The 20,830-nt window shown below is 43.2% G+C and carries 31 protein-coding genes, 1 tRNA gene, 1 pseudogene and 1 riboswitch; of the genes and pseudogenes, 11 read left to right on the top strand and 22 right to left on the bottom strand.

Translation table 11 applies throughout. The features are described 5' to 3' along the window. Positions 1 to 63: 63 nt before the first annotated feature. The 15 genes and pseudogenes from NYE20_RS06575 to NYE20_RS06505 form a co-directional block, all read right to left on the bottom strand. Positions 64 to 390: pseudogene (locus tag NYE20_RS06575) on the bottom strand (YopX family protein); the annotation flags it as partial. A gap of 138 nt (positions 391 to 528) precedes the next feature. After that, positions 529 to 672 (bottom strand): hypothetical protein, encoded by a 144-nt coding sequence (locus NYE20_RS06570; protein ID WP_038428453.1) that lies wholly within the window; start codon positions 670 to 672, stop codon positions 529 to 531. Continuing rightward, positions 665 to 1,516 carry an ATP-binding protein gene (locus NYE20_RS06565; RefSeq protein WP_241777408.1) on the bottom strand — a complete coding sequence of 284 codons (852 nt, stop codon included), beginning with the start codon at positions 1,514 to 1,516 and terminating at the stop codon, positions 665 to 667. Before NYE20_RS06565 ends, NYE20_RS06570 begins: the two co-directional genes overlap by 8 nt. Continuing rightward, positions 1,401 to 2,090 (bottom strand): DnaD domain protein, encoded by a 690-nt coding sequence (locus NYE20_RS06560; protein ID WP_061188395.1) that lies wholly within the window; start codon positions 2,088 to 2,090, stop codon positions 1,401 to 1,403. Before NYE20_RS06560 ends, NYE20_RS06565 begins: the two co-directional genes overlap by 116 nt. Positions 2,091 to 2,254: 164 nt before the next feature. Continuing rightward, positions 2,255 to 3,097, bottom strand: coding sequence for a recombinase RecT (locus tag NYE20_RS06555; protein WP_085186883.1), 843 nt, complete (start codon positions 3,095 to 3,097; stop codon positions 2,255 to 2,257). A 2-nt stretch (positions 3,098 to 3,099) separates the two neighbouring features. Then, on the bottom strand, positions 3,100 to 4,050 hold the full coding sequence (locus tag NYE20_RS06550) for a YqaJ viral recombinase family protein (RefSeq protein ID WP_061188394.1): 951 nt from the start codon (positions 4,048 to 4,050) through the stop codon (positions 3,100 to 3,102). Beyond that, on the bottom strand, positions 4,050 to 4,238 hold the full coding sequence (locus NYE20_RS06545) for a hypothetical protein (protein ID WP_061188393.1): 189 nt from the start codon (positions 4,236 to 4,238) through the stop codon (positions 4,050 to 4,052). Before NYE20_RS06545 ends, NYE20_RS06550 begins: the two co-directional genes overlap by 1 nt. Beyond that, positions 4,235 to 4,516, bottom strand: a complete 282-nt coding sequence (locus NYE20_RS06540) for a hypothetical protein (protein WP_061188392.1) — start codon at positions 4,514 to 4,516, stop codon at positions 4,235 to 4,237. The genes NYE20_RS06545 and NYE20_RS06540 overlap by 4 nt, the downstream gene beginning before the upstream one ends. A 100-nt stretch (positions 4,517 to 4,616) precedes the next feature. Continuing rightward, positions 4,617 to 4,796 (bottom strand): hypothetical protein, encoded by a 180-nt coding sequence (locus tag NYE20_RS06535; RefSeq protein WP_088884317.1) that lies wholly within the window; start codon positions 4,794 to 4,796, stop codon positions 4,617 to 4,619. 14 nt (positions 4,797 to 4,810) lie between these two features. Then, complete coding sequence (locus tag NYE20_RS06530) at positions 4,811 to 4,993, bottom strand: hypothetical protein (protein WP_061188390.1); 183 nt, start codon at positions 4,991 to 4,993, stop codon at positions 4,811 to 4,813. After that, complete coding sequence (locus NYE20_RS06525; RefSeq protein WP_061188389.1) at positions 4,990 to 5,247, bottom strand: YqaH family protein; 258 nt, start codon at positions 5,245 to 5,247, stop codon at positions 4,990 to 4,992. The genes NYE20_RS06530 and NYE20_RS06525 overlap by 4 nt, the downstream gene beginning before the upstream one ends. Then, positions 5,244 to 5,813: a helix-turn-helix transcriptional regulator gene (locus NYE20_RS06520; protein WP_061188388.1), complete on the bottom strand. Its 570-nt coding sequence runs from the start codon at positions 5,811 to 5,813 to the stop codon at positions 5,244 to 5,246. Before NYE20_RS06520 ends, NYE20_RS06525 begins: the two co-directional genes overlap by 4 nt. Positions 5,814 to 5,869: 56 nt before the next feature. Then, a complete protein-coding gene (locus tag NYE20_RS06515) occupies positions 5,870 to 6,595 on the bottom strand; it encodes a phage regulatory protein/antirepressor Ant (RefSeq protein WP_061188387.1) in 726 nt (241 codons plus the stop codon). A 1-nt stretch (position 6,596) separates the two neighbouring features. After that, positions 6,597 to 6,788 (bottom strand): helix-turn-helix domain-containing protein, encoded by a 192-nt coding sequence (locus NYE20_RS06510; protein ID WP_061188386.1) that lies wholly within the window; start codon positions 6,786 to 6,788, stop codon positions 6,597 to 6,599. Between the two features lie 11 nt (positions 6,789 to 6,799). Continuing rightward, a complete protein-coding gene (locus NYE20_RS06505) occupies positions 6,800 to 7,051 on the bottom strand; it encodes a helix-turn-helix transcriptional regulator (RefSeq protein WP_061188385.1) in 252 nt (83 codons plus the stop codon). A 173-nt stretch (positions 7,052 to 7,224) separates the two neighbouring features. Between NYE20_RS06505 and NYE20_RS06500 the strand changes: the two genes are divergently transcribed. From NYE20_RS06500 to NYE20_RS06480, 5 genes are all read left to right on the top strand, one after another. Further along, positions 7,225 to 7,605, top strand: coding sequence for a helix-turn-helix transcriptional regulator (locus NYE20_RS06500; RefSeq protein ID WP_061188384.1), 381 nt, complete (start codon positions 7,225 to 7,227; stop codon positions 7,603 to 7,605). Positions 7,606 to 7,935: 330 nt separating this feature from the next. Then, complete coding sequence (locus tag NYE20_RS06495) at positions 7,936 to 8,457, top strand: hypothetical protein (RefSeq protein ID WP_090558330.1); 522 nt, start codon at positions 7,936 to 7,938, stop codon at positions 8,455 to 8,457. Positions 8,458 to 8,469: 12 nt separating this feature from the next. Next, positions 8,470 to 8,817, top strand: a complete 348-nt coding sequence (locus tag NYE20_RS06490) for a DUF4064 domain-containing protein (RefSeq protein WP_033884323.1) — start codon at positions 8,470 to 8,472, stop codon at positions 8,815 to 8,817. A gap of 71 nt (positions 8,818 to 8,888) precedes the next feature. Further along, a complete protein-coding gene (locus NYE20_RS06485; RefSeq protein ID WP_161621497.1) occupies positions 8,889 to 9,383 on the top strand; it encodes an ImmA/IrrE family metallo-endopeptidase in 495 nt (164 codons plus the stop codon). Between the two features lie 2 nt (positions 9,384 to 9,385). After that, on the top strand, positions 9,386 to 10,597 hold the full coding sequence (locus NYE20_RS06480; protein ID WP_061188381.1) for a site-specific integrase: 1,212 nt from the start codon (positions 9,386 to 9,388) through the stop codon (positions 10,595 to 10,597). A 114-nt stretch (positions 10,598 to 10,711) separates the two neighbouring features. On the opposite strand, the gene NYE20_RS06475 is transcribed toward NYE20_RS06480, so the two are convergent. Then, positions 10,712 to 10,784 (bottom strand) — tRNA-Val (locus NYE20_RS06475). Positions 10,785 to 10,956: 172 nt separating this feature from the next. On the opposite strand from NYE20_RS06475, the gene NYE20_RS06470 reads away from it, so the two are divergent. Together NYE20_RS06470 and NYE20_RS06465 are read left to right on the top strand one after the other, a co-directional pair. Beyond that, positions 10,957 to 12,147, top strand: a complete 1,191-nt coding sequence (locus tag NYE20_RS06470) for a DUF819 family protein (RefSeq protein ID WP_161621496.1) — start codon at positions 10,957 to 10,959, stop codon at positions 12,145 to 12,147. A gap of 69 nt (positions 12,148 to 12,216) precedes the next feature. Further along, positions 12,217 to 12,762, top strand: a complete 546-nt coding sequence (locus tag NYE20_RS06465) for a GNAT family protein (RefSeq protein ID WP_161621495.1) — start codon at positions 12,217 to 12,219, stop codon at positions 12,760 to 12,762. A 32-nt stretch (positions 12,763 to 12,794) separates the two neighbouring features. Here the strand turns inward: NYE20_RS06465 and metC are convergent, their stop codons facing one another. Continuing rightward, positions 12,795 to 13,967, bottom strand: coding sequence for a cystathionine beta-lyase (gene metC, locus NYE20_RS06460; RefSeq protein WP_161621494.1), 1,173 nt, complete (start codon positions 13,965 to 13,967; stop codon positions 12,795 to 12,797). Further along, the gene (gene metI, locus NYE20_RS06455) at positions 13,960 to 15,081 is read right to left on the bottom strand and encodes a cystathionine gamma-synthase/O-acetylhomoserine thiolyase (RefSeq protein ID WP_064671448.1); all 1,122 of its coding nucleotides are present in this window, start codon (positions 15,079 to 15,081) and stop codon (positions 13,960 to 13,962) included. The genes metC and metI overlap by 8 nt, the downstream gene beginning before the upstream one ends. A 67-nt stretch (positions 15,082 to 15,148) precedes the next feature. After that, a riboswitch (SAM riboswitch) is annotated at positions 15,149 to 15,269 on the bottom strand. A gap of 167 nt (positions 15,270 to 15,436) precedes the next feature. Here metI and NYE20_RS06450 point away from each other — a divergent pair. The 3 genes from NYE20_RS06450 to NYE20_RS06440 are packed head-to-tail and all read left to right on the top strand — an operon-like array spanning position 15,437 to position 17,134. Further along, positions 15,437 to 16,159 (top strand): esterase family protein, encoded by a 723-nt coding sequence (locus NYE20_RS06450; protein WP_064671246.1) that lies wholly within the window; start codon positions 15,437 to 15,439, stop codon positions 16,157 to 16,159. 36 nt (positions 16,160 to 16,195) lie between these two features. Continuing rightward, positions 16,196 to 16,711 carry a YjcG family protein gene (locus NYE20_RS06445; protein ID WP_049140732.1) on the top strand — a complete coding sequence of 172 codons (516 nt, stop codon included), beginning with the start codon at positions 16,196 to 16,198 and terminating at the stop codon, positions 16,709 to 16,711. A gap of 3 nt (positions 16,712 to 16,714) precedes the next feature. Next, positions 16,715 to 17,134, top strand: coding sequence for a GNAT family N-acetyltransferase (locus NYE20_RS06440; RefSeq protein WP_161621493.1), 420 nt, complete (start codon positions 16,715 to 16,717; stop codon positions 17,132 to 17,134). A 72-nt stretch (positions 17,135 to 17,206) separates the two neighbouring features. Here the strand turns inward: NYE20_RS06440 and NYE20_RS06435 are convergent, their stop codons facing one another. Next, positions 17,207 to 17,461 carry a hypothetical protein gene (locus NYE20_RS06435; protein WP_003232866.1) on the bottom strand — a complete coding sequence of 85 codons (255 nt, stop codon included), beginning with the start codon at positions 17,459 to 17,461 and terminating at the stop codon, positions 17,207 to 17,209. A gap of 116 nt (positions 17,462 to 17,577) precedes the next feature. Between NYE20_RS06435 and NYE20_RS06430 the strand changes: the two genes are divergently transcribed. Next, complete coding sequence (locus tag NYE20_RS06430) at positions 17,578 to 19,857, top strand: ATP-dependent helicase (RefSeq protein ID WP_161621492.1); 2,280 nt, start codon at positions 17,578 to 17,580, stop codon at positions 19,855 to 19,857. Positions 19,858 to 19,930: 73 nt separating this feature from the next. On the opposite strand, the gene spoVIF is transcribed toward NYE20_RS06430, so the two are convergent. The 3 genes from spoVIF to NYE20_RS06415 all read right to left on the bottom strand — a co-directional run bounded on the left by spoVIF (position 19,931) and on the right by NYE20_RS06415 (position 20,755). Continuing rightward, positions 19,931 to 20,185: a sporulation-specific transcription regulator SopVIF gene (spoVIF, locus tag NYE20_RS06425; RefSeq protein ID WP_003232870.1), complete on the bottom strand. Its 255-nt coding sequence runs from the start codon at positions 20,183 to 20,185 to the stop codon at positions 19,931 to 19,933. Positions 20,186 to 20,317: 132 nt separating this feature from the next. Next, positions 20,318 to 20,467, bottom strand: coding sequence for a sporulation protein YjcZ (gene yjcZ / locus NYE20_RS06420; RefSeq protein ID WP_003232872.1), 150 nt, complete (start codon positions 20,465 to 20,467; stop codon positions 20,318 to 20,320). Positions 20,468 to 20,548: 81 nt separating this feature from the next. After that, positions 20,549 to 20,755, bottom strand: coding sequence for a hypothetical protein (locus NYE20_RS06415; RefSeq protein WP_014479470.1), 207 nt, complete (start codon positions 20,753 to 20,755; stop codon positions 20,549 to 20,551). Positions 20,756 to 20,830 lie beyond the last annotated feature (75 nt).

Raw genomic sequence — 20,830 nt, 5'->3', positions numbered from 1 at the left:
CTGTCCGAGAAATTCAGAATCCGGCCCGCAATCACCAAGAGACTCATAATGCCCGTTAGTATATTCTCCGTAAAATGCGGCCAAATCATTGTCGTAAACAACCTTAAATATTCTCCCCAAAGCGTCTTTTCGAATGTCTCCCTCCCAAATCTCCTGCCTGGCCTCGCTTTTGTCCTTCAATCCGGTGTATTGCATCAAATAAAAGGGTTCATCATCTGGGTTCTGACCTAAAGCAGCAACACGTCCATCAGATGACTTTTTAAAATCTACACGGCCAATCCAAGCAAACGGACTGTCAAATTCCGGTTCAAATTCATTTTTAAACTCTGCATCGACTATTCCGTGTGTATAACCGCTTCTGTCTTGTGAAATCTCACTACCCCTAAACATATGCTGATATTTATTGCTCCAAGCCCGAAACTTAATTTCCCTCATTCTCCTTACCTCCCGTCAATCTGTTCCCAATGCTGGATCTGCCTTTCCTTGTACGGCGCGGTCAGTATGATGGCCGGCAGCAGGATCACCGCTTTAAGCACTGCGCATCAGCTCCATTTGTCTGATCTTTTCCTCAAGCACCCGGATAGCCGGTGTGAGGTCCTTGCCGCCCTTTTGTTCAGCAGGCCCGAACAAATACATTCCTTTGGATCCTATAACGTTCGTTTTTTCATCCATTCCGCAACCCTGCCAATCTATGATTTAATTGCATTCTGTCGCCCTTGATGATCACGCAATAATCCGCGCACATTTCGTAAATCCGGGTGCCGAGTGCTTCGTCTATATCCACCAGCTCTCCGATGTCTAATTCACTTGAGATAAGAACCGGTTTATGGTTCAGATATCGATAATTGATGACGGAGTATGTCTGCTCCACCTGCCAATCGGTTGCCCGTGGTTTCTTAATCCGTCCTTCTTTGGTATTTGTGTACACAGGCTTGAACAGATCATCTATGAACAGCACTTCAACCTCTTTCATGCGATTAAGTTTTTCTTCAAGCTTGTCAAAATCATCTTTCAGATCGTTGAAGCCTTCCACGTAAGGAAAATACTGAACTGCGATGTTCTTTGATTTGATCAGCTTGTTTGAAATAGCTGTTAACAGGTGCGTCTTCCCTGAGCCCGGCTGTCCCAGTAATGCAATGCTGTTGCTTCGGGTGCCCCGGATGCTGTCAAAATCCTTGTAGTATTCCACCGCAGTATCGTAAGTGTCTTTCACGACAGCTGGCTTCCCGTCGGTGATAAAATTCTTGAACTTCAACTTCTCAAATTCAGCAGTTATGTCACTAGAATTCATCAGCTTCCGGATCCGTCGGCGCTCTATGCATTTACACCGGACCCAAACCTCATATCCGTCCTTGTTCTCGATGTAGCCAAGTTGATCTTTGCATTTCGGGCATTCGTATTCAGCCTTTTCTTCTGACCCGGCCGACCCCGCCGAAAATTGGGCTGACCTTTCCTGAAGCTTTTTCAGTATTGCTGCCATTGCCGCGTCCGTACTTTGCGTTTTGTGTGTTTCCATGTTGCCACTCCTTACTTTTGTTCTTATTTGACTGGAGAATGCGCTGCACGTAGGCCAAGTTGCGAGCGTTCCGCGTTACTGCCTCTTTCATTGCCTCCAGCACCTTATCTTCGCCATAATCGTCTATCAAGCTATTAAGCTTCTCAGCCATGAACGATGATAGAAGGCCAAATCCCTCATCCTCGAAAAATGCAAATGCGTTACTCTTCATTTTCTTCTCATCCTCCTGCTGCTTTTTTTGTGCTGGTGTCGGTTCAGGAACAGGCTTTTCCGAAGGTTCCTGCTCCGTTACAGGCGTTTCAAATGAGATCATCCTGTATTGCCCTGCTTTCCTCCCCTGCGGCTTATATTCAATTCTTTTAAGATCAATCAGCATCTTTCGGTGTTTGATCAACGTGTTTTCGGAAATCTCAATCTTTGCTTGCAAAGTGGTATTTGAAGTGGTGAACCACTCCCGCCACCCTGCCTTGTTGTTGATGTGCAAAAGATGAAACCATAATGCTTGAGTTGTAGCAGACAACGGATTCGTTTCTAGCCAATTCATGAATCCGTTCATTTCTTTCAGGTAGTTCATGGCTCACCTACTTCCTTTCACACAGTGCTGTCATTCCGCTGATGCGGACTAAACGTAAGCCAGGTTCATTAGTTCTGAGATAGCCTTCGACGTAAGCACGGAATAGCTGCGCGCGATTCGGCGCCCCTTCTGCCAGCCACTTGTAACAGAAGGGGATGCCGACCTTAATCAAATGGGAGGTCATCGTCACTGATGTCAACAGGCTTGCCGTCAAAAGGATCAGCATCCTGCGCACTTGGTTTTTCCTCTGATACTTCTGCGTCAATGATTTCTGGCTCAGACATTTCGTCAGTGATGTCAATGCGCTCTCGTGCCTCATCGTCCTCAATGACAGCCTTCTGCATTTCTACTGATAAGATGCCCCATTTGCTCAGAATCGCTTTCAAAACAGTTTTTAATGCCATTGCATCCCAATCGTTTTTCCAGCCGAAGTCCGACTTACTAAACTTCTTTTTATGCTTTTCAACTTGAGCCTTTGTCCAATACACTGTTTTCCGGAAACCGTTTAAAAGCTCAAAGTAAGCAGCGTAACCAATAACCACATCTGATTCCCGTTTTTCAAAATCAATTTCTATTTCCTCAGTTAATGGGTTCCACTTTTGCAATTCTCCTTCATGGACCGGTATGCAATTGATGAATTTGTACTGACCCGTACGTAAAGCCAACTGAATGTACCCTTTGTAACCAAGCTGAAATTGTGCACGGCCGCCATATGGAACGATCCAGGCATAACCCAAGTTTTTATCCACTGGCAGATCAAGCGTAGCCGCCACCATAGCCGATGAAATTACGCTCATAGGCTCTGCCTTTTGGAGCATTTTTTCACCGTTGTAAAGGCTCAGAATTGACGCTGTGAATTGGGAAGCCCTTTTCCCTAGAACTTCTTCGAAACGATTCATGACTGCCGGAGAAGAAAGCAGACCTTTCATTGTTGTCCCTTGCTGTTGTGCTGGAGCACTGTTTTGTTTCTTCTGGATATTGCTTTTTAGCGATTGATTTGTAGCCATATTCAGCTAACCTCCTTGATTCCAAAGCGTCTAAATTGGACTTCTTTAATGACTTTCTCGTATACGTCTGGAAACTGCTCTTTTAGTTTCTTAGAGTCGATCCGATTAGTTGAAACTGACTTCCAACTAGTTTGATAGTTTCCGATGAAGCCATATTCAGCTTCCTTCATTTCGTGCTTAATCTGGTTTTCTAATTCCTTCGCTTGCAATTGGAGTTCGTTGATCTGATCTTTAAGCTGCAAATATTGCTGAATCCGTGTTTTATTCGCTGAAGTGAGATCAACGACTTTACCGCCCTCTGCCTCGGCATAGCGTTGCTTGAGATATTCTTCTGCTGCACTCGAACCATCAAGCACAGGGGCCTGTCCGCCCAATACATTTTCATTCCAAAATTCAATCTCAGCTTGAAAGATCATCGCAATGAGCTCATCATCACGCTCAATCTCTTTCCAAATGAATTTATTGCCGCCGATTAGGACAGCGAAGTACGCTTTTTTATATTCAGACCCCAGCACTCCTAGATAGTGTTGAACCTGCACAATATAGCTGTCGGGAATCTCATCATCTTCCCACTCTTTCAGGTTGTATGCCGACGTGGTTTTGCACTCCAAAATGGCTTTTTCACCAACAATCATTCGGTCAACATTCGCCAGTATAAAATCGTGCTTGAGATGCCTGAGCATCGCTTTTCTCCGCCTAACTTTTTTGCCGCTACGAATCTCGAACTCTTTTGCAACAACGTCTTCAAGAAGTGAGCCAAAGTATGCAGCTTCACTGCCTGATTCACTTACAGGTACCTGGCCTGTTTTGTCTAACCACAATTCAAACGGTGTTTGCCATTTGTTTATGCCTAAAATTACGGAAGCATCAGAACCGCCTATGCCCTTCCGTCGCTCAAGAAGCCATTCGTCCCGACTCATGTCCGCTGTCGAAGCGAAAACCTCGGCTTGCATCAGATCAGCCCCACCTTTCTTTTGTACGCTTCTGCACCAAGCCGCTGCCATTCCCAGTAGTGATCCATAGAAGGGAAACTAAACTGCGCTTTACCGTTTTTGGCGAATACAATTGAACCGCCGACCTGTCTTAAACGTTGCTGATCCTCCGCACGCTCGCTGAATGCCACTTTAACTGTTCTTGTCATCGCCGATCCCCCTCCGCTAAAATTCTTTCTCCTTCCCTTTCCAAATAAGCTCTGCCATCATAAGTAAGTGATACAGCTAAAATCTGTTCTTTTGGAGTTTCAGGCGCTTTTATACCTGTTAATCTTTCAAATTCATCACCTTCAAAACACTTTATAAAGGCTGGGTTAAACTTCTGTATTTCTTTAAATCTTTCTTTCTCTTGGTGACTAATAGCGATGTATAAATCAATTTCATCAGCATCACGCATTAATTTGATGTGTTCACTCGTCAATTTCATATCTAACAACCTCCATTGATTTTCATGGGGCATTTTGGTATAATTAGTTAACCAATCAATTTAACAAGTCATACCTAATCCACTTTGCCGAGTGGATTTTTTATTGCCCATTTTTAAATTTGAAACCAAGCTGCTCCCTGAGATAGCGTTCAAGGTTCTCTCTCAAGATCACCGCGCCGCAATCGATTATATAATCATCAACTGGTGTTACTTCATCCCCGAAAAAATCCTTTTGTGTTTCTGGCTCAGTCAGCCTGTCGTGCCAGTTGTTCAGAATCATTGGGTTTTCGATGTTCAATCTTCTCCAGCTCCTTCTTTTGCTTTAGCAAGTTCAGCAAGACTGTCGATTGCATTTTCTAAAGAGTAAAATTCCTTATGGAGAATGCTCACAGCTCCTTTGATATCTTCCTCTGAATATGCCGCCTTTTGGGCATGTCGCAAGAAGCTTGCCGCGAGCTCAAATTTTCTAAGATTCATCCCAAACACCTACTTATCACTGCCAAATTGATACCTCGTTGTTTCATTTTCATAGCTGTTTCATACAATTTACCTTTATTAGCCAGTCGGCTGATATCCTCAGTAAGAACTTTGATACTCCCGGCGAGACTGATTGCCTCTTCATAATCACCATCACGTAGTGCTTCTGAAAGCATGATAGAAAGCTCTTCCGCAGATTCAATTTTTCTTTTTGCTGCATCTACATCTGACTTCAAAAACTGATTAGTTTTCATACTAAAACGGCCTTCCTTTCTTCTTGTTTTGCCATAGCAACCCGATCCATTAATGCTTTGCGAGTCCACCTGTCAGCCAGTTCTTGCATATTCAATCCATGACTCCGCACTAACGAATAAATCAGTGTTTTATTTGCTGGGATTAGATCAAATATTTGTTTAATATCCCCCATCGGTAAATCATCTGACCTCCCGGGCCGATCATTTGCCAGCCAGCGCGCCAAATGCTTTGTAGCTTGTAATGCCTCTTCGAGCTGATGAATCATATTGATAACTGCGCTACTTGCGCTCTCATTTAACGCTGGATCAATAGGCGCCGCTGCTGTTGGATGAAGCTTAAACAAGAAATGAACGAGATCGATATGTTCATAAGCCCCGCAAGCCTCAAACCACTTGATACACAATTCAGGCGTTAAAGGAAAAATACCGTTTTCGACATTCGAGACATACGACTGATCTCTTTTCCCGATAACCTTGCCAATTTGGTACTGCGACAATTTCGCCCTTTTGCGTTCCCGCCTGAGAATGCTGGGTAAATTGTCCATATTGTATGGATTGTTCGACATAAGTTCGCCCCCTGATATATTTAGTTTTAAATGGTAAAATTTAATTAATGAAGGAACTAGCTCGCTTGCTGTTTCAGCTTATTGATGATGAAGGCTTGTCCCTTCGGAGTGATACGCATTGTCAGCCAGGACTTCTGCGTGCCGTTTACATCTCGCACCCCCTGTGCGATTTCAAAGTAACCGCGCTCGATATATGCCTGGTATGGCTCATTTCTATTGGCCATGATCATCTTCCATTCGCGTAGCTTTTGAAAGAGCCGTTTCTCACCGATTACAATGCCGTTTTTACAAGCAAGCTTTGCCAGTTCACGAACAAGCATTGATCTTTCTGATGCCATACAACTCTGTGCAAAGTTGACTAATGGTTCTTGAATCTTCAATGTTTGTTCAAGTTGCTGCCGTTCTTCCTGCTCGCTGATCCATCGCTTTGCCCGGCTGACTGGATCTTCGATCATGTAGGACGGCTGAGTCATTTTTTGCAACTCTGCTTCCATGCGGTTAAACTCCGCAATGTATTTTTCTTTGAATATCGCTGCCTTTGCGCCTGTATAACCAAAAACTAAAAATGTGAGTCCATCACGTTTGATTAGATATTTTTTTAACGTTCGACCAGTTGCATCTTGATAATCACTCAACGAAAAATTTCGTTCAGTAAATTCCTTGGAGCAATTGAGTGTTTCAATACTTTTTATTACATCGGCGTGTCGTTTTCCGAATACCTCAGCCACCGTCAGGCTGTCTGTTACGGCTTGGTTGCCTTCAATAAAAACAATCTGATTCACTCTATAGAGCCTCCTTCATATTTGCTTGTTCCTGTGCTTCGATCCACGCATCTATGTTGTGCTTAGTGAAGAAAATACGTGTGCGCACTCGGAAGTGTGGAATTTCTTTTTCACGAACCATTGTGTAAATCGTGTCGTGGTGAACACCAAGGTATTCAGCCGCTTCCTGCACGGTCATTGTATTGCGAGTCATTTCGTAACCTCCTATGCTGTATATGATTTTTGCAACGAATCGTGGCATTCGATTTCAAAAAAAAGATCGGGAAATAGTTCTTTTTCACTTACGTTGAAGTACTTAGACATTTTGACCATTAATTTTACTGTTGGATTTCTTTCACCAGTTTCTAAAGCACTTAAATATTGTCTCGATATTTTTAGATCATCGGCGACTATCTGTTGTGAACCTATTGATTTTCTAATGTTTGAAAGGAGTTTTCTTTCTTTAACGTTTTCCAAATTTCTCACCTCACTTTTGCCACAATTAGTAACAACTTAACTAAAGTATAATGCTACACTTTGTGGCTGTCAATATCCTTTTGCAACTTTTTGTGGCAAATGTTTATTTTGCTACATAATGTGTCTTATAATTGTGATTGGATCAAAATGTCACAAGAAAGTTGGAGTTAATTATGTTAAGTGACCGTTTAGTTGAACTACGAAAAAGTAATAAGCTTACACAGCAGGGCTTAGCAGATAAATTGAAGATTACACGTTCATCTTTGTCTCAGTATGAAATCGGAAATAGACAGCCTGATTATGAAACATTAAAAAAGATAGCCGACTTCTTTGAAGTAACAACCGATTATTTATTGGGTTACTCTAATACAAAGCCTGTGGTCGAAGAAGAAAAGACTCCTTACAATGTTACAGATGATCCTGACCTTCAAATTGCCTTTAAAGAAGCAGCGGACTTTTCTGAGGAAGCCCGTAGACAAACTATAGATTTTATCAATTACCTAAAAGAGAAAGAAAAATCAAAAGGACGTAAAAGTTCAAAAGATGATGATTAACTCAAATGATACAAATAATGATATAACAAGCTCATTATTCTTTATTTATTATTATTGTTTTGTTTAGTTTAATTAATGCTGAACACTTCGCCTCAAAATTTGAGGTAAACTATTCAGTTGAAAAGATTTCAACCTCAAAAATTGAGGTGATCTTTGAGGTTATATTCTCTTTCAACCGCAAATTTTGAGGTGATCCGTTAAGTGAATTCACCATCTTATCCCCGTTAATTTTATGAATCTATTAACATTTTTGGCAAAATCCTCTTGAATTTTTGGCAGTTTTAGCCGATTATTAATAGGTATTCTAATTTATGAACTGGGGGAATTAGGTTGAAAAAGTGGTTCGTTTTATTCATGTCTTTGGGACTAGCACTTGCGTTAGCAGCATGTAGCTCGACAGATGATGTCTCTACAGGGAGTAGTGATTCAAAAGACAAAAAAACTGAAGAGACTAAAGATGACGGCTCTAAAAAAGTCGATGCAAGCAAACAATCTGCTGAAGCTCTGGGAATGAAAGTTAACCTGGGCGACGTAAAGATCATGAAAGACAAAATAAACGTTGGTCTAAACATTGAAAATACTACCGACAAGGTCCTAACTTTCTATCCTGACCAAGGAAATGCAGTTATTGGCAGCATGCAGTTATCTGCAAACATGTTCTTAACAGATGGAGAAGTTGGCGGAGAAGTTCAAGGTGGCGTTAAACAAGAAGGAGTTCTTGAATTTACGGCTCCTGAAGGAAAAGAGATTGACGTTGATAGCGTTAAAGAAATCAAATTGAACTTTGGTGAAGTTATAACTGAAGACTTTATGAATAACAAAGCAGTATCAATCACAGTACCAGTTAAGTAAGGGGATTTTGAAATGAAAAGAACAACTGAATTTGTTTTAGGTCTAATTGGTGGAATTTTTGGATTTATTGGAGCCTTTTTGGCGTTAATTGTTGGTGGTCTTGATGCCTCTTTTAACTCATCTGGCACAAGCGATATTATCGGTTTAGGTTGGGGCGCTATCTTCCTCTCCATCCTTGGTATTGTTGCTTCTGTAATTGTTAGAAAGAAAGGAAAACTAGGTGGAATCTTACTCATCATTTCCGGTGTCGGTGGCATAATTTGTATTTCTTTATTCTACTTACTGCCTGCTGTACTTCTTATTATCCCTGGTATCATGGGACTCGTTAGAAAAGACAAATCTCAGACAACAGCAGCGTAACGAAGAGCCCTTCAAAGGGCTTTTCTTTCACACCAAAAACAGAACATATATTCCCACCAGGTGGTGCTATTATGACAATTCAGTTATCTCATCTAGAAGAAGAAGTAAAGAAGATTTATACAAAATTGAATATGTTTACTCCTGAAGAGGTTTACATGGAACGGATTGCGGCTGCTTTTCAGATTTGGATTCACTACGAAAGAAAAGGCAGCAGCATGTTTTGTATAAATGGTCTTTATAGCATGGTTTTGGATTCAAGGACTTCTCGTCAACAGCAATGGGAGGACTTTGTCCATGAACTCGGGCATGTGATTAAACATTGCGGAAACCAATTCAATATGAATCGTATGTTTCGCCAGCTGCAAGAGTACCAGGCCAATAGTTTCATGTATCACTTTTGTGTACCGACATTCATGCTCGAAAAGATTTCGTTGCCGCGCATGCAATCGGAGGCTATAAAGTTAATTGGGGATACCTTTAACGTCACATACCCTTTCGCAACTAAACGGCTTGAAATGTACAAAAGGAAACTGTTTTCAGAGAAACTTTATTTAGCGGGGTGTTAATCATGGGTCATTGGATGGCTAGAGGTCAAAAGTCATTTTTATTAGTTGTTGAGAACGGTTATGATTCAAAAGGCAAACGCAATAGGAAGACTAAAACAATCAAAATTGAAGATCCAAAAATTCTAAACAGCGTTAGAAAGCGAGAAAAATATTTATCACAGCAACTCCTAATGTTTGAAATGGAAGTAACGTCTGGTGAATATATATCGCCCGAAAAAACAACCTTCGAGTCTTTTGCAAACGAATATAAAGAACGAATTTTATATAAGAAATTTGCTCATAGAACATCTGAAATGCATGAGAGTCATATTAAAAACTATATTCTGCCAGCAATCGGTCATAGGAGATTAGATCAGATCAAAACAATGCATATTGTTGACTTTATGGATTCACTTGAAAAAGACGGAATTCGAAAAGACGGCAAACCAGGAGGTTTATCAAGTTCAACCAGATACGACATATTCAAAGTTCTAAAGGCAATGTTCAAAGTTGCTGTTAAGCAATGGAAACTAATAAAAGTAGATCCAACCGAAGATTTAGACCCCCCTTCTGTTGAAACCAAAGAAATGCAATTTTATGATTCAGAAGCAGCTAAAAAATGCATTGAAGCTCTTTATCAGATTGATATAATGTGGAGATTGTACTTTTTGGGCGCAATGATTGGAGGTCTAAGAAGAGCAGAAGGATTAGCCTTTGAATGGCATTTAGATGTTGATTGGGATGCAGGAGGTTTTTATGTAAATCGTTCAATTCCAAAAACAATTGATGGAAAACCACTTATCAAAGATCCTAAATCAAAAAAATCCAAGCGCTTTGTAAAAATGCCTGATTGGTACATGGAAGAGCTTGAGAAGTACTATAGAATGTGGAAAAAAGAGAAACTGAGATTATGTGATGCTTGGGAAGGTGGAGAGCATCAATACATTTTTCATAGTGGGAAAGGTAAACCCTATTATTACACAACCCCCACTGCAAAATGGTCCAAGTTCACTAAAAAGTATGGCCTGAAAAAAATACGACTTCATGAGTTGCGTCATACAATGGTTACTTTATTAATTGAAGCTGGTGCAAATTATAGAGCGATTCAAGAACGAGTCGGTCACGCCAGCTATCGAACTACATTCGATAGATATGGCCATGTAACAAAAAAATTAGCTGATGAGACAGCTGAACTATTCAACAATTTTGACCCTAAAAAGAGATACGGTCAATGAATTTCGAAGCCAAAAAATCAAGTTCGCCAACAGTTTGCCAACAACTCGCGAATTTGATAAACCGGCTTTATTAAAGGAAAGTAAAAAACCCTTGCTAGGCAAGGGTTTAAGCTATGATTCCGACTGGGCTCGAACCAGCGACCTCTACCCTGTCAAGGTAGCGCTCTCCCAGCTGAGCTACGGAATCATGATATGTATGTGTTGCTGGGTATGTTATTGTCTTTCTGACAAGTTCTATTATATAACCTTCCCTTCTATTCGTCAACTGCTTTTTTAGAAAAACTTTTTTTGGACTTGCTGTTCCGTTCCCCGGCTATTATAATATGTCTTAATTTTCTAACAATAGAGGTGATGGGGTTTTGCATTCTTTGATTTCTTCCGATGATGTTTGGGTATTATGGGGGTTTATTGCGGTGTGGGCGGCAGTGAGCATCGGGCTGGAGCAGCGCTTTAAGTGGGCTTCTGCTGTGTCGGGCGCTATTATCGCCCTTGCAGGTGCTATGGTGTTTACAAATGTAGGAGTGCTTCCTGTTGAGTCGCCTGTGTATGATACTGTGTGGTCTTATGTGGTGCCGCTGGCGATACCACTTTTATTGTTTCAGATCAATGTTCGGCAAATTTTTAAGGAAAGCAGGCGTTTGCTGTTTATTTTTCTGATTAGCTCCGCTGGCACTGTCCTTGGGAGCATTCTAGCTTTTTTTCTTCTCAAACAGCATATTCCTTATCTCGATAAAATCGGCGGGATGATCAGCGCCTCTTATATCGGCGGCGGGGTCAACTTTGCGGCGATGGCGGGAAAATTTGAGACGCCTGGTGAATATGTGTCGGCTACCGTTGTGGCTGATAATTTTATGATGGCGCTTTTGTTTTTTATTTTAATCAGCATTCCTGCACTTAAATGGTTTCAGCGGCATTATGCCATGCCGTTTGAAGAGAAGGTAAAAGCCGATGGAAACAGCGGAAACAGTGCTGAAAGCTATTGGAAACGGAAGGATATTTCCTTAAAGGATATCGCATTTAATGTCGGTGCTGCTTTCGCGCTTGTTGCGGTGAGTATGAAGGTTTCCGGTTATTTTAAAAGCATTTTTTCTCATCCCCTGCTGACCGGTACGCTTGGCGATCAGTACCTGGTGCTTACGTCTTTAACTGTTCTTATCATTTTTCTTTTCCCGCGTTTTTTTGAAAGGCTCAATGGACCTCAGGAGCTTGGAACCTTTTTGATTTATTTATTTTTTGTGGTGATCGGCATTCCTGCAGATCTCCGCTTAATCGTCACGAATGCGCCTCTTATTCTATTATTCGTGTTTATCATTGCGATTAGCAATTTAGCGGTTTCCTTAGCTGCCGGAAAATTGTTCCGTGTGCGGCTTGAAGAAATTCTGCTCGCCGTCAATGCTACTGTCGGGGGACCGACGACTGCGGCTGCGATGGCAATTGCCAAGGGATGGCGGGAGCTTGTCGCCCCGATCATGCTTGTCGGTACGCTCGGCTACTTAATCGGCAACTATGTTGGCACTTTTATAGGAAATTGGTTTTCTTCCTTCTTATAAAAAGGATATTTGCATTTCCCTGAGAATAATGTAAGAGGAATGCTGACATGAGAACGGAGAGATCACTGTATGTTAAAAGGAAAAACCATTTATGTTAGACCTTTAGAAGTAACGGATGCCGAAGAAAATTTGCAACTGCAAAGCGAAAATCGGGATTTTTTCGAACAGTTTTCTATGATACGCGCAGACGATTACTATACGGTTGAGGGGCAAAGAAAACGAATAACCGAGTATCAGGAAAGACTTGAGAAAGATGAAGAATATCATTTTGGCATCTTTACAGCGTCAGACGATAGATTAATCGGGACGGTTTCGCTCTTTCAAATCATCCGTGGAGCGCTGCAAACTGCGTTCATTGGGTATTTTTTAGACAAAGCCCATAATGGAAAGGATATTATGACAGAGGCAGTCAGATTGGTTGTTGATTATGCGTTCCACGAATTGAAACTGCATCGGATTGAAGCCGGTGTGATGCCCCGTAATCTCGGGTCCATGCGTGTTTTAGAAAAAGCGGGATTTCATAAAGAAGGCATCGCCCGAAAAAATGTAAAAATTAATGGCGTTTGGGAGGATCATCAAGTCCTTGCGATTCTGAATCCTGATGACGAACAATAATAAAAGAAGCCGGGCCATCCCCGGCTTCTTTTTTAACGAACCGCAACTGGAACAATTTCTTTCAGCGCTTGTTCGAAATCGTGTTCTAAATCGTCTGCATGTTCGACGCCCACACTCAGACGGAGCAGGCCATCAGTGATACCGCGTTTTTCACGCTCTTCCTTAGGCATTGCCGCGTGAGACATCGTTGCCGGATAGGACAAAATCGATTCCACGGCGCCAAGGCTGACAGCGAAGACCGGCAGTGACACATTCTCGACTAACTTCTTAACGGCCTCTTTGCTTTCAAGCTCAAAAGATAGCACGGCGCCCGCTCCCGTTGACTGGCTTTTATGGGTTTCAGCGCCGGGATGATCAGCCAGTCCCGGATAATACACGCGCTTGACCGCTGGGTGCTTCTGGAAAAATTCCGCAAGCCGCTGAGCTGTTTGACTCGCTTTCTCTAAACGGACCTGCAATGTTTTTAATCCGCGCAGGACAAGCCAGCAATCTTGCACGCCAAGGACGGCGCCGAACGCGTTTTGCAGCTTATACAGCTGCTTCCCAAGCTCTTCATCTTTGACAGCAGCCAAACCTGAGAGCACATCGCTGTGTCCGCTTAAGAATTTTGTCGCGCTGTGAAGTACAATATCCACGCCGAGATCAAGCGGACGCTGCAGTGCCGGTGTCATAAATGTATTGTCCAGAAAGGTCAGGCAGCCGTTTTCTTTTGCAAGCTGAACAACTGCTTTAATATCCGTAATCCCAAGTGTCGGATTTGATGGCGTCTCCATATAAATGACCTTTGTGTTCGGCTTGATGCTCCGCGCCACTTCATTACGATCCGTCATGTCGACAAACGTATGCTCAATGCCAAACCGGGTCAGCACCTCTGTCACCATACGGAAGGTTCCGCCGTATACATCTTCTGTCACAAGAACGTGATCACCCTGTGACAGCAGTAAAAATGCTGTTGAGATGGCAGCCATGCCTGAACTGAAAGCAAATCCTCTTGTTCCGCCTTCCAGTGCGGCAATTGTTTCTTCGAGAGCTGTTCTTGTCGGCGTGCCAGAGCGGCTGTAATCATATGCCCCGAACTCTTCAAATGAAGATTGGTGAAAAGTCGAGGCGTGCTGAATCGGTACACTGACCGCCCCGGTTCCGCCGTCTGTTTTAAATGGATTGTGCACGAGCTGGGTTTCCAGCGTCCAATTGTGTTTACTCAAATGAAACAGCTCCCTCTTTGACCTGACATAATGCCTGTTTTAGATCCTCTTTTAAATCTTCCGCATGTTCAATACCGACAGAAAAGCGCAGCAACCGATTGCACACCCCGTTTACGATGCGGATCTCTTCAGGAATATCCATGTGCGTCTGGGTCGCAGGGTATGTAATAAAGCTTTCCACCCCGCCGAGGCTTTCTGCAAAACAAATGGTCTTCAGTGCTTTTAAAAACGGATTGACCCATTCTTCTTTTTGCAGACGGAAGGACAGCATGCCGCCTTTTCCGGGATACAGCACATCCGGAATTTCTTCCTGCTCTTCTAAAAACGCCGCAAGCTCCTGCGCGTTTGCCTGATGCTGGCGCATTCTGAGGCTCAGCGTCTTCATTCCTCTCATCAGAAGCCACGAATCAAATGGCGGCAGGACGGCGCCGATTGCATTTTGATGCTGAAACATTTCCTCTCCGAGCCGCTCATCCTTCACCACGACAAGTCCAGCAAGCAGATCGTTATGCCCGCCTAAATACTTGGTTGCGCTGTGAATGACAATGTCAGCTCCCAGCTCAAGCGGCCGCTGCAAGACCGGTGTATAAAATGTATTATCTACAATCAGCAGAAGACCGTGCTCCTTTGTAATCCGGGCAATATGTTCAATGTCCGCCTCCTGCATGAGGGGGTTTGTCGGCGTTTCCACAAACACCGCTTTTGTATTCGGCGTAATCTTAGAGCGTAAACAGTCCTCATCGCTGAAATCATCATAATGAAAAGTCAAGCCGTATTTTTTCCATTCATTTTCAAATAAACGGTACGTGCCGCCATATAGGTCCGATGAAACGATCAGTTCATCTCCGCTTTTAAACAGCGCCATAATCGTTTGGATAGCAGCCATTCCCGAACTAAAGGCAAGCCCTCTCGCGCCGTTTTCTAAGTTAGCGATCGCGTCCTCAACAAGCTGGCGTGTCGGATTTTTTGTGCGGACATAATCAAATCCGGTAGATTCTCCGATCCCTCTGTGGCGGTATGCTGTTGATAAATAGATAGGAGCACTCACTGTTCCCGTGACTTCATCGCTACGGTTCCCAATTTGAGCTAATTTCGTTTCAACGTGCTGTGACATATAGCTGACACCTTCCCTTTTCAAAATAAAAACCCCTTCTTCATAAGAAGAAGGGGTTTAACGCTTCTTCTTATCTTCCAAGCATAAAAAACGCTTGCTGGATTTAGCACCTTGGCGCTTTGCACATGCAAAACAAGCCGGTTGCTGAGGTTTCTAAGGGCCAGTCCCTCCACCTCTCACGATAAGAAATATCGATTTCAATTTTCTGATTGTTTTATATTAGCGCAATTCACAGTTTATTTCAACACTTTTTTCTTCGTGTGCCGAACCGTTTAAAGAGAGAAATTTCTAATAATTCATGGTACAATAATTGAAAATGCAAGAAAGTATAGTGATGTCCTGGAGGAATGTTTTTATGGCACCGAAAAACGGCACAGTGCAAGAAAAGAAATTCTTTTCAAAAGAGCTTAACGAGGAAATGACCTTGCTTGTTTATCTGCCGTCCAACTACTCCCCGCTTTATAAATACCATGTCATTATCGCGCAGGACGGCCACGATTATTTCAGGCTGGGGAGAATCGGCAGACAGGTTGAGGAATTGCTGTCGAAACGCGAAATAGACCGGAGCATTATTATCGGTGTTCCCTATAAGGATGTAAAAGAGCGCAGAAACACTTATCATCCGGAGGGTTCAAAATTTTCGGCTTATAAACGGTTCATCGCCCATGAGCTCGTTCCTTTTGCAGATGATGAGTATCCAACCTATCAGATCGGTTACGGCCGAACGCTGATCGGTGATTCGCTCGGAGCAACCGTGTCACTTATGACAGCGCTTGATTATCCGAATATGTTTGGCAACATCATCATGCAGTCTCCCTATGTTGACAAACACGTACTAGAAGCCGTGAAACAGTCAGGCGATATCCAACACCTCTCTATTTATCACCAAATCGGAACAAAAGAAACTGACGTCCACACGACAGACGGGAACATTCTGGACTTTACAGAACCGAACCGGGAGCTGAAACAGCTGCTGGAGAAAAAGCTTTCCGATTATGATTTCGAGCCATTTGACGGAGACCACAAATGGACATACTGGCAGCCGCTCATCACCCCGGCGCTGAAAAAAATGCTTTAACACTCTATCATACTTTATTTCCAGGAGGGACATAATATGAAATACGGAATCGTTTTATTTCCATCAAAAAAGCTCCAAGACCTTGCAAACTCTTACAGAAAGCGCTATGACCCAAGCTACTCTCTAATCCCGCCTCATTTGACGCTGAGAGCATCCTTTGAATGCGCGGAGGAGAAAGCGGATCAGCTCGTATCACATTTAAGAAACATCGCAAAAGAGTCCCACCCACTCGTTCTCAAAATGACAAAATACAGCTCATTTGCGCCTGTCAATAATGTCATTTACATCAAAGCAGAACCGACGGAAGAGTTAATAACACTCAATGAAAAGCTATACACCGGTGTGTTGGCAGGAGAACAGGAATATAATTTCGTTCCGCATGTGACGGTCGGCCAAAATCTTTCCGACGATGAGCATTCAGATGTGCTGGGACAATTAAAAATGCAGGAAGTGTCGCATGAAGAAATCGTTGACCGTTTCCACTTGCTCTACCAGTTGGAAAACGGATCGTGGACAGTATATGAAACCTTCTTGCTAGGCAGAGGAGAATAATGTTTGAAAGCAGTTATCGCAAAAAATGAAGAACAACTGAAAGATGCATTCTATGTAAGAGAAGAAGTCTTTGTCAAAGAACAAAACGTGCCTGCTGAAGAAGAAATTGACGAACTTGAAAATGAGTCAGAGCATATCGTCGTGTATGACGGTGAAAAGCCAGTCGGTGCCGGAAGATGGCGCATGAAGGACGGCTACGGCAAGTTAGAGCGGATTTGCGTACTGAAAAGCCACCGCTCAGCCGGTGTCGGCGGCATCATTATGAAAGCGCTCGAAAAAGCCGCGGCAGACGGAGGCGCTTCCGGTTTCATTTTAAACGCGCAAACACAGGCTGTGCCGTTTTACAAGAAACACGGGTATCGCGTGCTTTCTGAAAAAGAATTCCTCGCCGGCATTCCGCACTTACAAATGATGAAGGACTGAACGCATCCGGATCTTTTGAGATCCGGATTTTTACTGCATATAAAAAAACCGTTCTCTGGTATGAACGGTTTTTTATACATATCGATTAATATATGTGCCCATTCCTTTTTCTCGCAATCTCTTATAAAGAGAGCGCTTACGTTTCATCTCGTTTACTTTTCTTTCAGCTGCCGTTTGATTCTCCTGCTGCTTTTCCAGTTCTTTGTATACCCGCTGAAACGGGACATAGCTGATTTTTTCGGTTCCGGCATAATCCTGCTTATGTCCAATCGTTCTATTAGCATATTGAGCGTATTGCTGGTTCTGAATTTGACCTGCATATATCATACAATACCCACCCCTCTGCTGTCTCTTTTCCCTTAAACTTACTTTTTGAAACACATTTCTTTTGATATGATAGTCATTGTCTGTAATGAACACCTTTTGATTGGGAGGACCCCTTTTTGAAATGCGCCCGACTGAATGATAGAATCATACATTTACATACATATTCGAGAGAACATTATCAATTCCTCTTTGAAGAGGGAATAAAAGGACATTTATTTTGTTCTCATTGCGGAAAGCCCGTTTTGTTACGGCTTAACATCGCCGATCCGCCAGAGTTTATCCATCGCCAGCCAGGCGATTTTCCGGCATGTGAGGAGGCGTGCGAACCGAAGCCCTCTAAAGAGGGGAAAAAAGAAGATGATCAGGAATCTGGTGTGATTCGTTTACCCAAGGGAAAAGCGATCGCCGCTGACCCGTCCCCAGCTGTTACAGAATGGCACCGTCCTAGAAGCATTAAACCAGGAACACCATTTGTGCCAAAAACAATAGAACCCGATACGAGCCTTTTTCCGTCTGTCGGTTTAAACACGGATCAGCTGAAAGCTGTCACGGAAACAGAGGGCCCGCTCCTCGTGCTTGCAGGTGCGGGGAGCGGAAAAACACGGGTGCTGACAGCCCGTGCCGCCCACATGATCGAACACTTAGGCATACCGCCTGAAAATATGCTGCTTGTCACCTTTACAACAAAAGCTGTCGCTGAAATGAAAGAGCGTATGGCGAACCAGTACGGATTACAGCCGGCAAAAGTCAGAAGAATTGTGACAGGAACATTCCACAGTCTGTTTTATAAGATCTTGTATCACTCTAATTCTGCTAAATGGAACGGTGAGCATCTGCTGAAAATGGAGTGGCAGCGGGAACAATATATCAAAAAAGCACTCTATGAAGAAGGCATCGATGAGAAAGAATTCCCAGTTGACCAAGCTCTGCAACAGATCGGTTTTTGGAAAAACACTTATGTCCCAAATGAACGCATCCCTCTAAAAGATGAGTGGGAAAAACAAGTTTATCGTTTATATGAACATTATGAACGCCAGAAAAAAGAACACAGCCAATTTGATTTTGATGACATGGCTTCAGCCTGCTATGAATTGTTTATCGAGCGGCCTGACCTTCTGGAACAATATCAATCTCGGTTTACGTATATCTTAATTGATGAGTTTCAGGACATTAATCCGGTTCAATACAAAATCATGCAAATGCTCGCCAGCCCGGAGCAAAACCTGTGCTGTGTCGGAGACGATGACCAGTCCATCTACGCGTTTCGCGGAAGCAATCCGTCTTTCATTCTTGATTTTCAAAAGGATTATCCGGGAGCGAAGACGATCTATTTAACTGCGAACTACAGGTCTACGCACCCGATCGTCTCTAGTGCTGATATCGTTGTGAAAAAGAACAAAAACAGATATGCCAAAACGCTTGAAGCGGCCCGCGATGACATTCAGGTCCCTGTGCTGTTTTATCCTTATGATGAAGAGGAAGAAGCCACAATGGTCGTTTCCGATATCAAAGAAAAAATTCAAAATGGAGCCAGTCCAGAAGACTTTGCGGTTCTTTACCGCACAAACAGCGGAGGCCGTGCTATATATGAAAGGCTTCATCAATCGTCAATTCCGTATACAGCTGACCGCGGCGTCCAATCGTTTTACAGCAGACGGATCGTCCGCCAGATTCTCGCCTACTTGTACGCCAGCCAAAATGAGGATGACACCGAGGCGATTAAACACTTGCTTCCCGCCTTGTTTTTAAAACAGTCCGCTTTGAATACGCTGAAGGCGCTCTCGATCACAGAGGACTGTACCATGATCAAAGCGCTGGCCAAATTGCCTGATCTGAAGCCATTCCAGCTGGACAAAATCAAGAAAATCGTACCGTTTTTTGCAAGCCTCCGCACGATGAAGCCCGTAGAAGCCATCACCTTTGCAGAAGGAAAAATGGGCTTCTCCGAGTATTTAAAAAAGCGGGGCAATGAGGGCAACAAGCTGGAAAAAGGTTCCGATGACCTGCGCGACATCAAGGTTGTCGCCAAGAAGTTCAAAACGATTCCTGACTTTCTTGCCCACGTAGACCATATGAGGGCCGCTGAGAAAAACAGAACGGATGAACTTGGCGTTCAGCTGATGACCATTCACCGGTCAAAAGGCCTTGAATTCAAAACAGTCTACGTGTTAGGCACTGTAGACGGCTCGATTCCGCACGATTTCTCATTAGAAACGGCAAGAAAAGGAGACGAGGCCGCTCTTGAGGAGGAAAGACGCCTTTTATATGTAGCCATGACCCGGGCGAAACAGCATTTATATTTGTCTTGCCCCGCTAACAGGCGCGGCAAAACAGCCAACCGCTCAAGATTTTTGTATCCCCTTCTACAAAAAGCAAGACAGCCCTTGCATCATTAACAGCCCGGCAGATTACTGCCGGGTTTTTACTGTAAAAAAAGGCCCGCTGCAGTGAGTCAGCCAGGCCATCCACTTATTTATTATCCATCATTTTAGAAATCGTGCCAAAATCAAGCTTTTCTTTTCCGCTTGTAATAGATTCCACAATTTTATCTTCTAATTCTTTTGGCACGCGTCTGTTTGCCATCTGCGCTACGCGGTTAATCACACTGCGCACTGTATTTTCATCTTTAAAATTAGCGTTTTGGAGTGATCCGGCTAGATTCATTACATCCTGCATCTTCACACCTGTTTTCTTTTCGATGTTCTTAAAAAATTGATTATCCATAATGCGCCTCCTTTTGGCGGAGTAATACGGTATTGTATGAATGCACATAATACAATGTGCTTTTCCAACATTTTCAAAAATAAACACAAGGCAAGGAAGCACGGGTTATAACCCGTACTTCCTCAATACATCTTAAAAGAAAGATGCACCTACGATGATGAGGAGAATGAATAATACGACCAACAAAACAAATGTTGAACCATAGCCGCCGCCGTAACCGCCAGCATAACCGCCATAACAGCCGCCGCCGTAGCCGCCGCCGAATCCGTATCCAAAGCCCATAGATAAGCACCTCCTTTACTCTCTATACACTATGTGAGCTGCTTGGATCGGCTTGGATATTCGCATAGGGCGTTTGCGGATTTACGATTGATCATATTGAGCTTGATGTTTTTTAAGTAAGGCCTCTGTTTTTTCAGCCAGCTCTTCAATCTCATCTTCAAATTCCAGACCGGCTTTATCAAATGCATCCAAGTCTTTTCTGATACTGCCCATCGTGTCTTCATGCTTTTTTTGCTTTTGTTCGTGAGGTTCATATCTTCCTTCTATCCATTTTTCAAACTCATTCACTTTTATCCCCCCGCTTATGATATATGCTGAGCAAGGCCGCCCCGTTAAAAAAACAAAAAACCGGAGTTCTCCGGT

It is taken from the genome of Bacillus sp. FSL R5-0416, assembly GCF_037975425.1.
GTDB classification, from domain to species: domain Bacteria; phylum Bacillota; class Bacilli; order Bacillales; family Bacillaceae; genus Bacillus; species Bacillus subtilis.
Note: the sequence above shows the minus strand (reverse complement) of the source record. Positions and strands in the feature narration are given on the sequence as shown.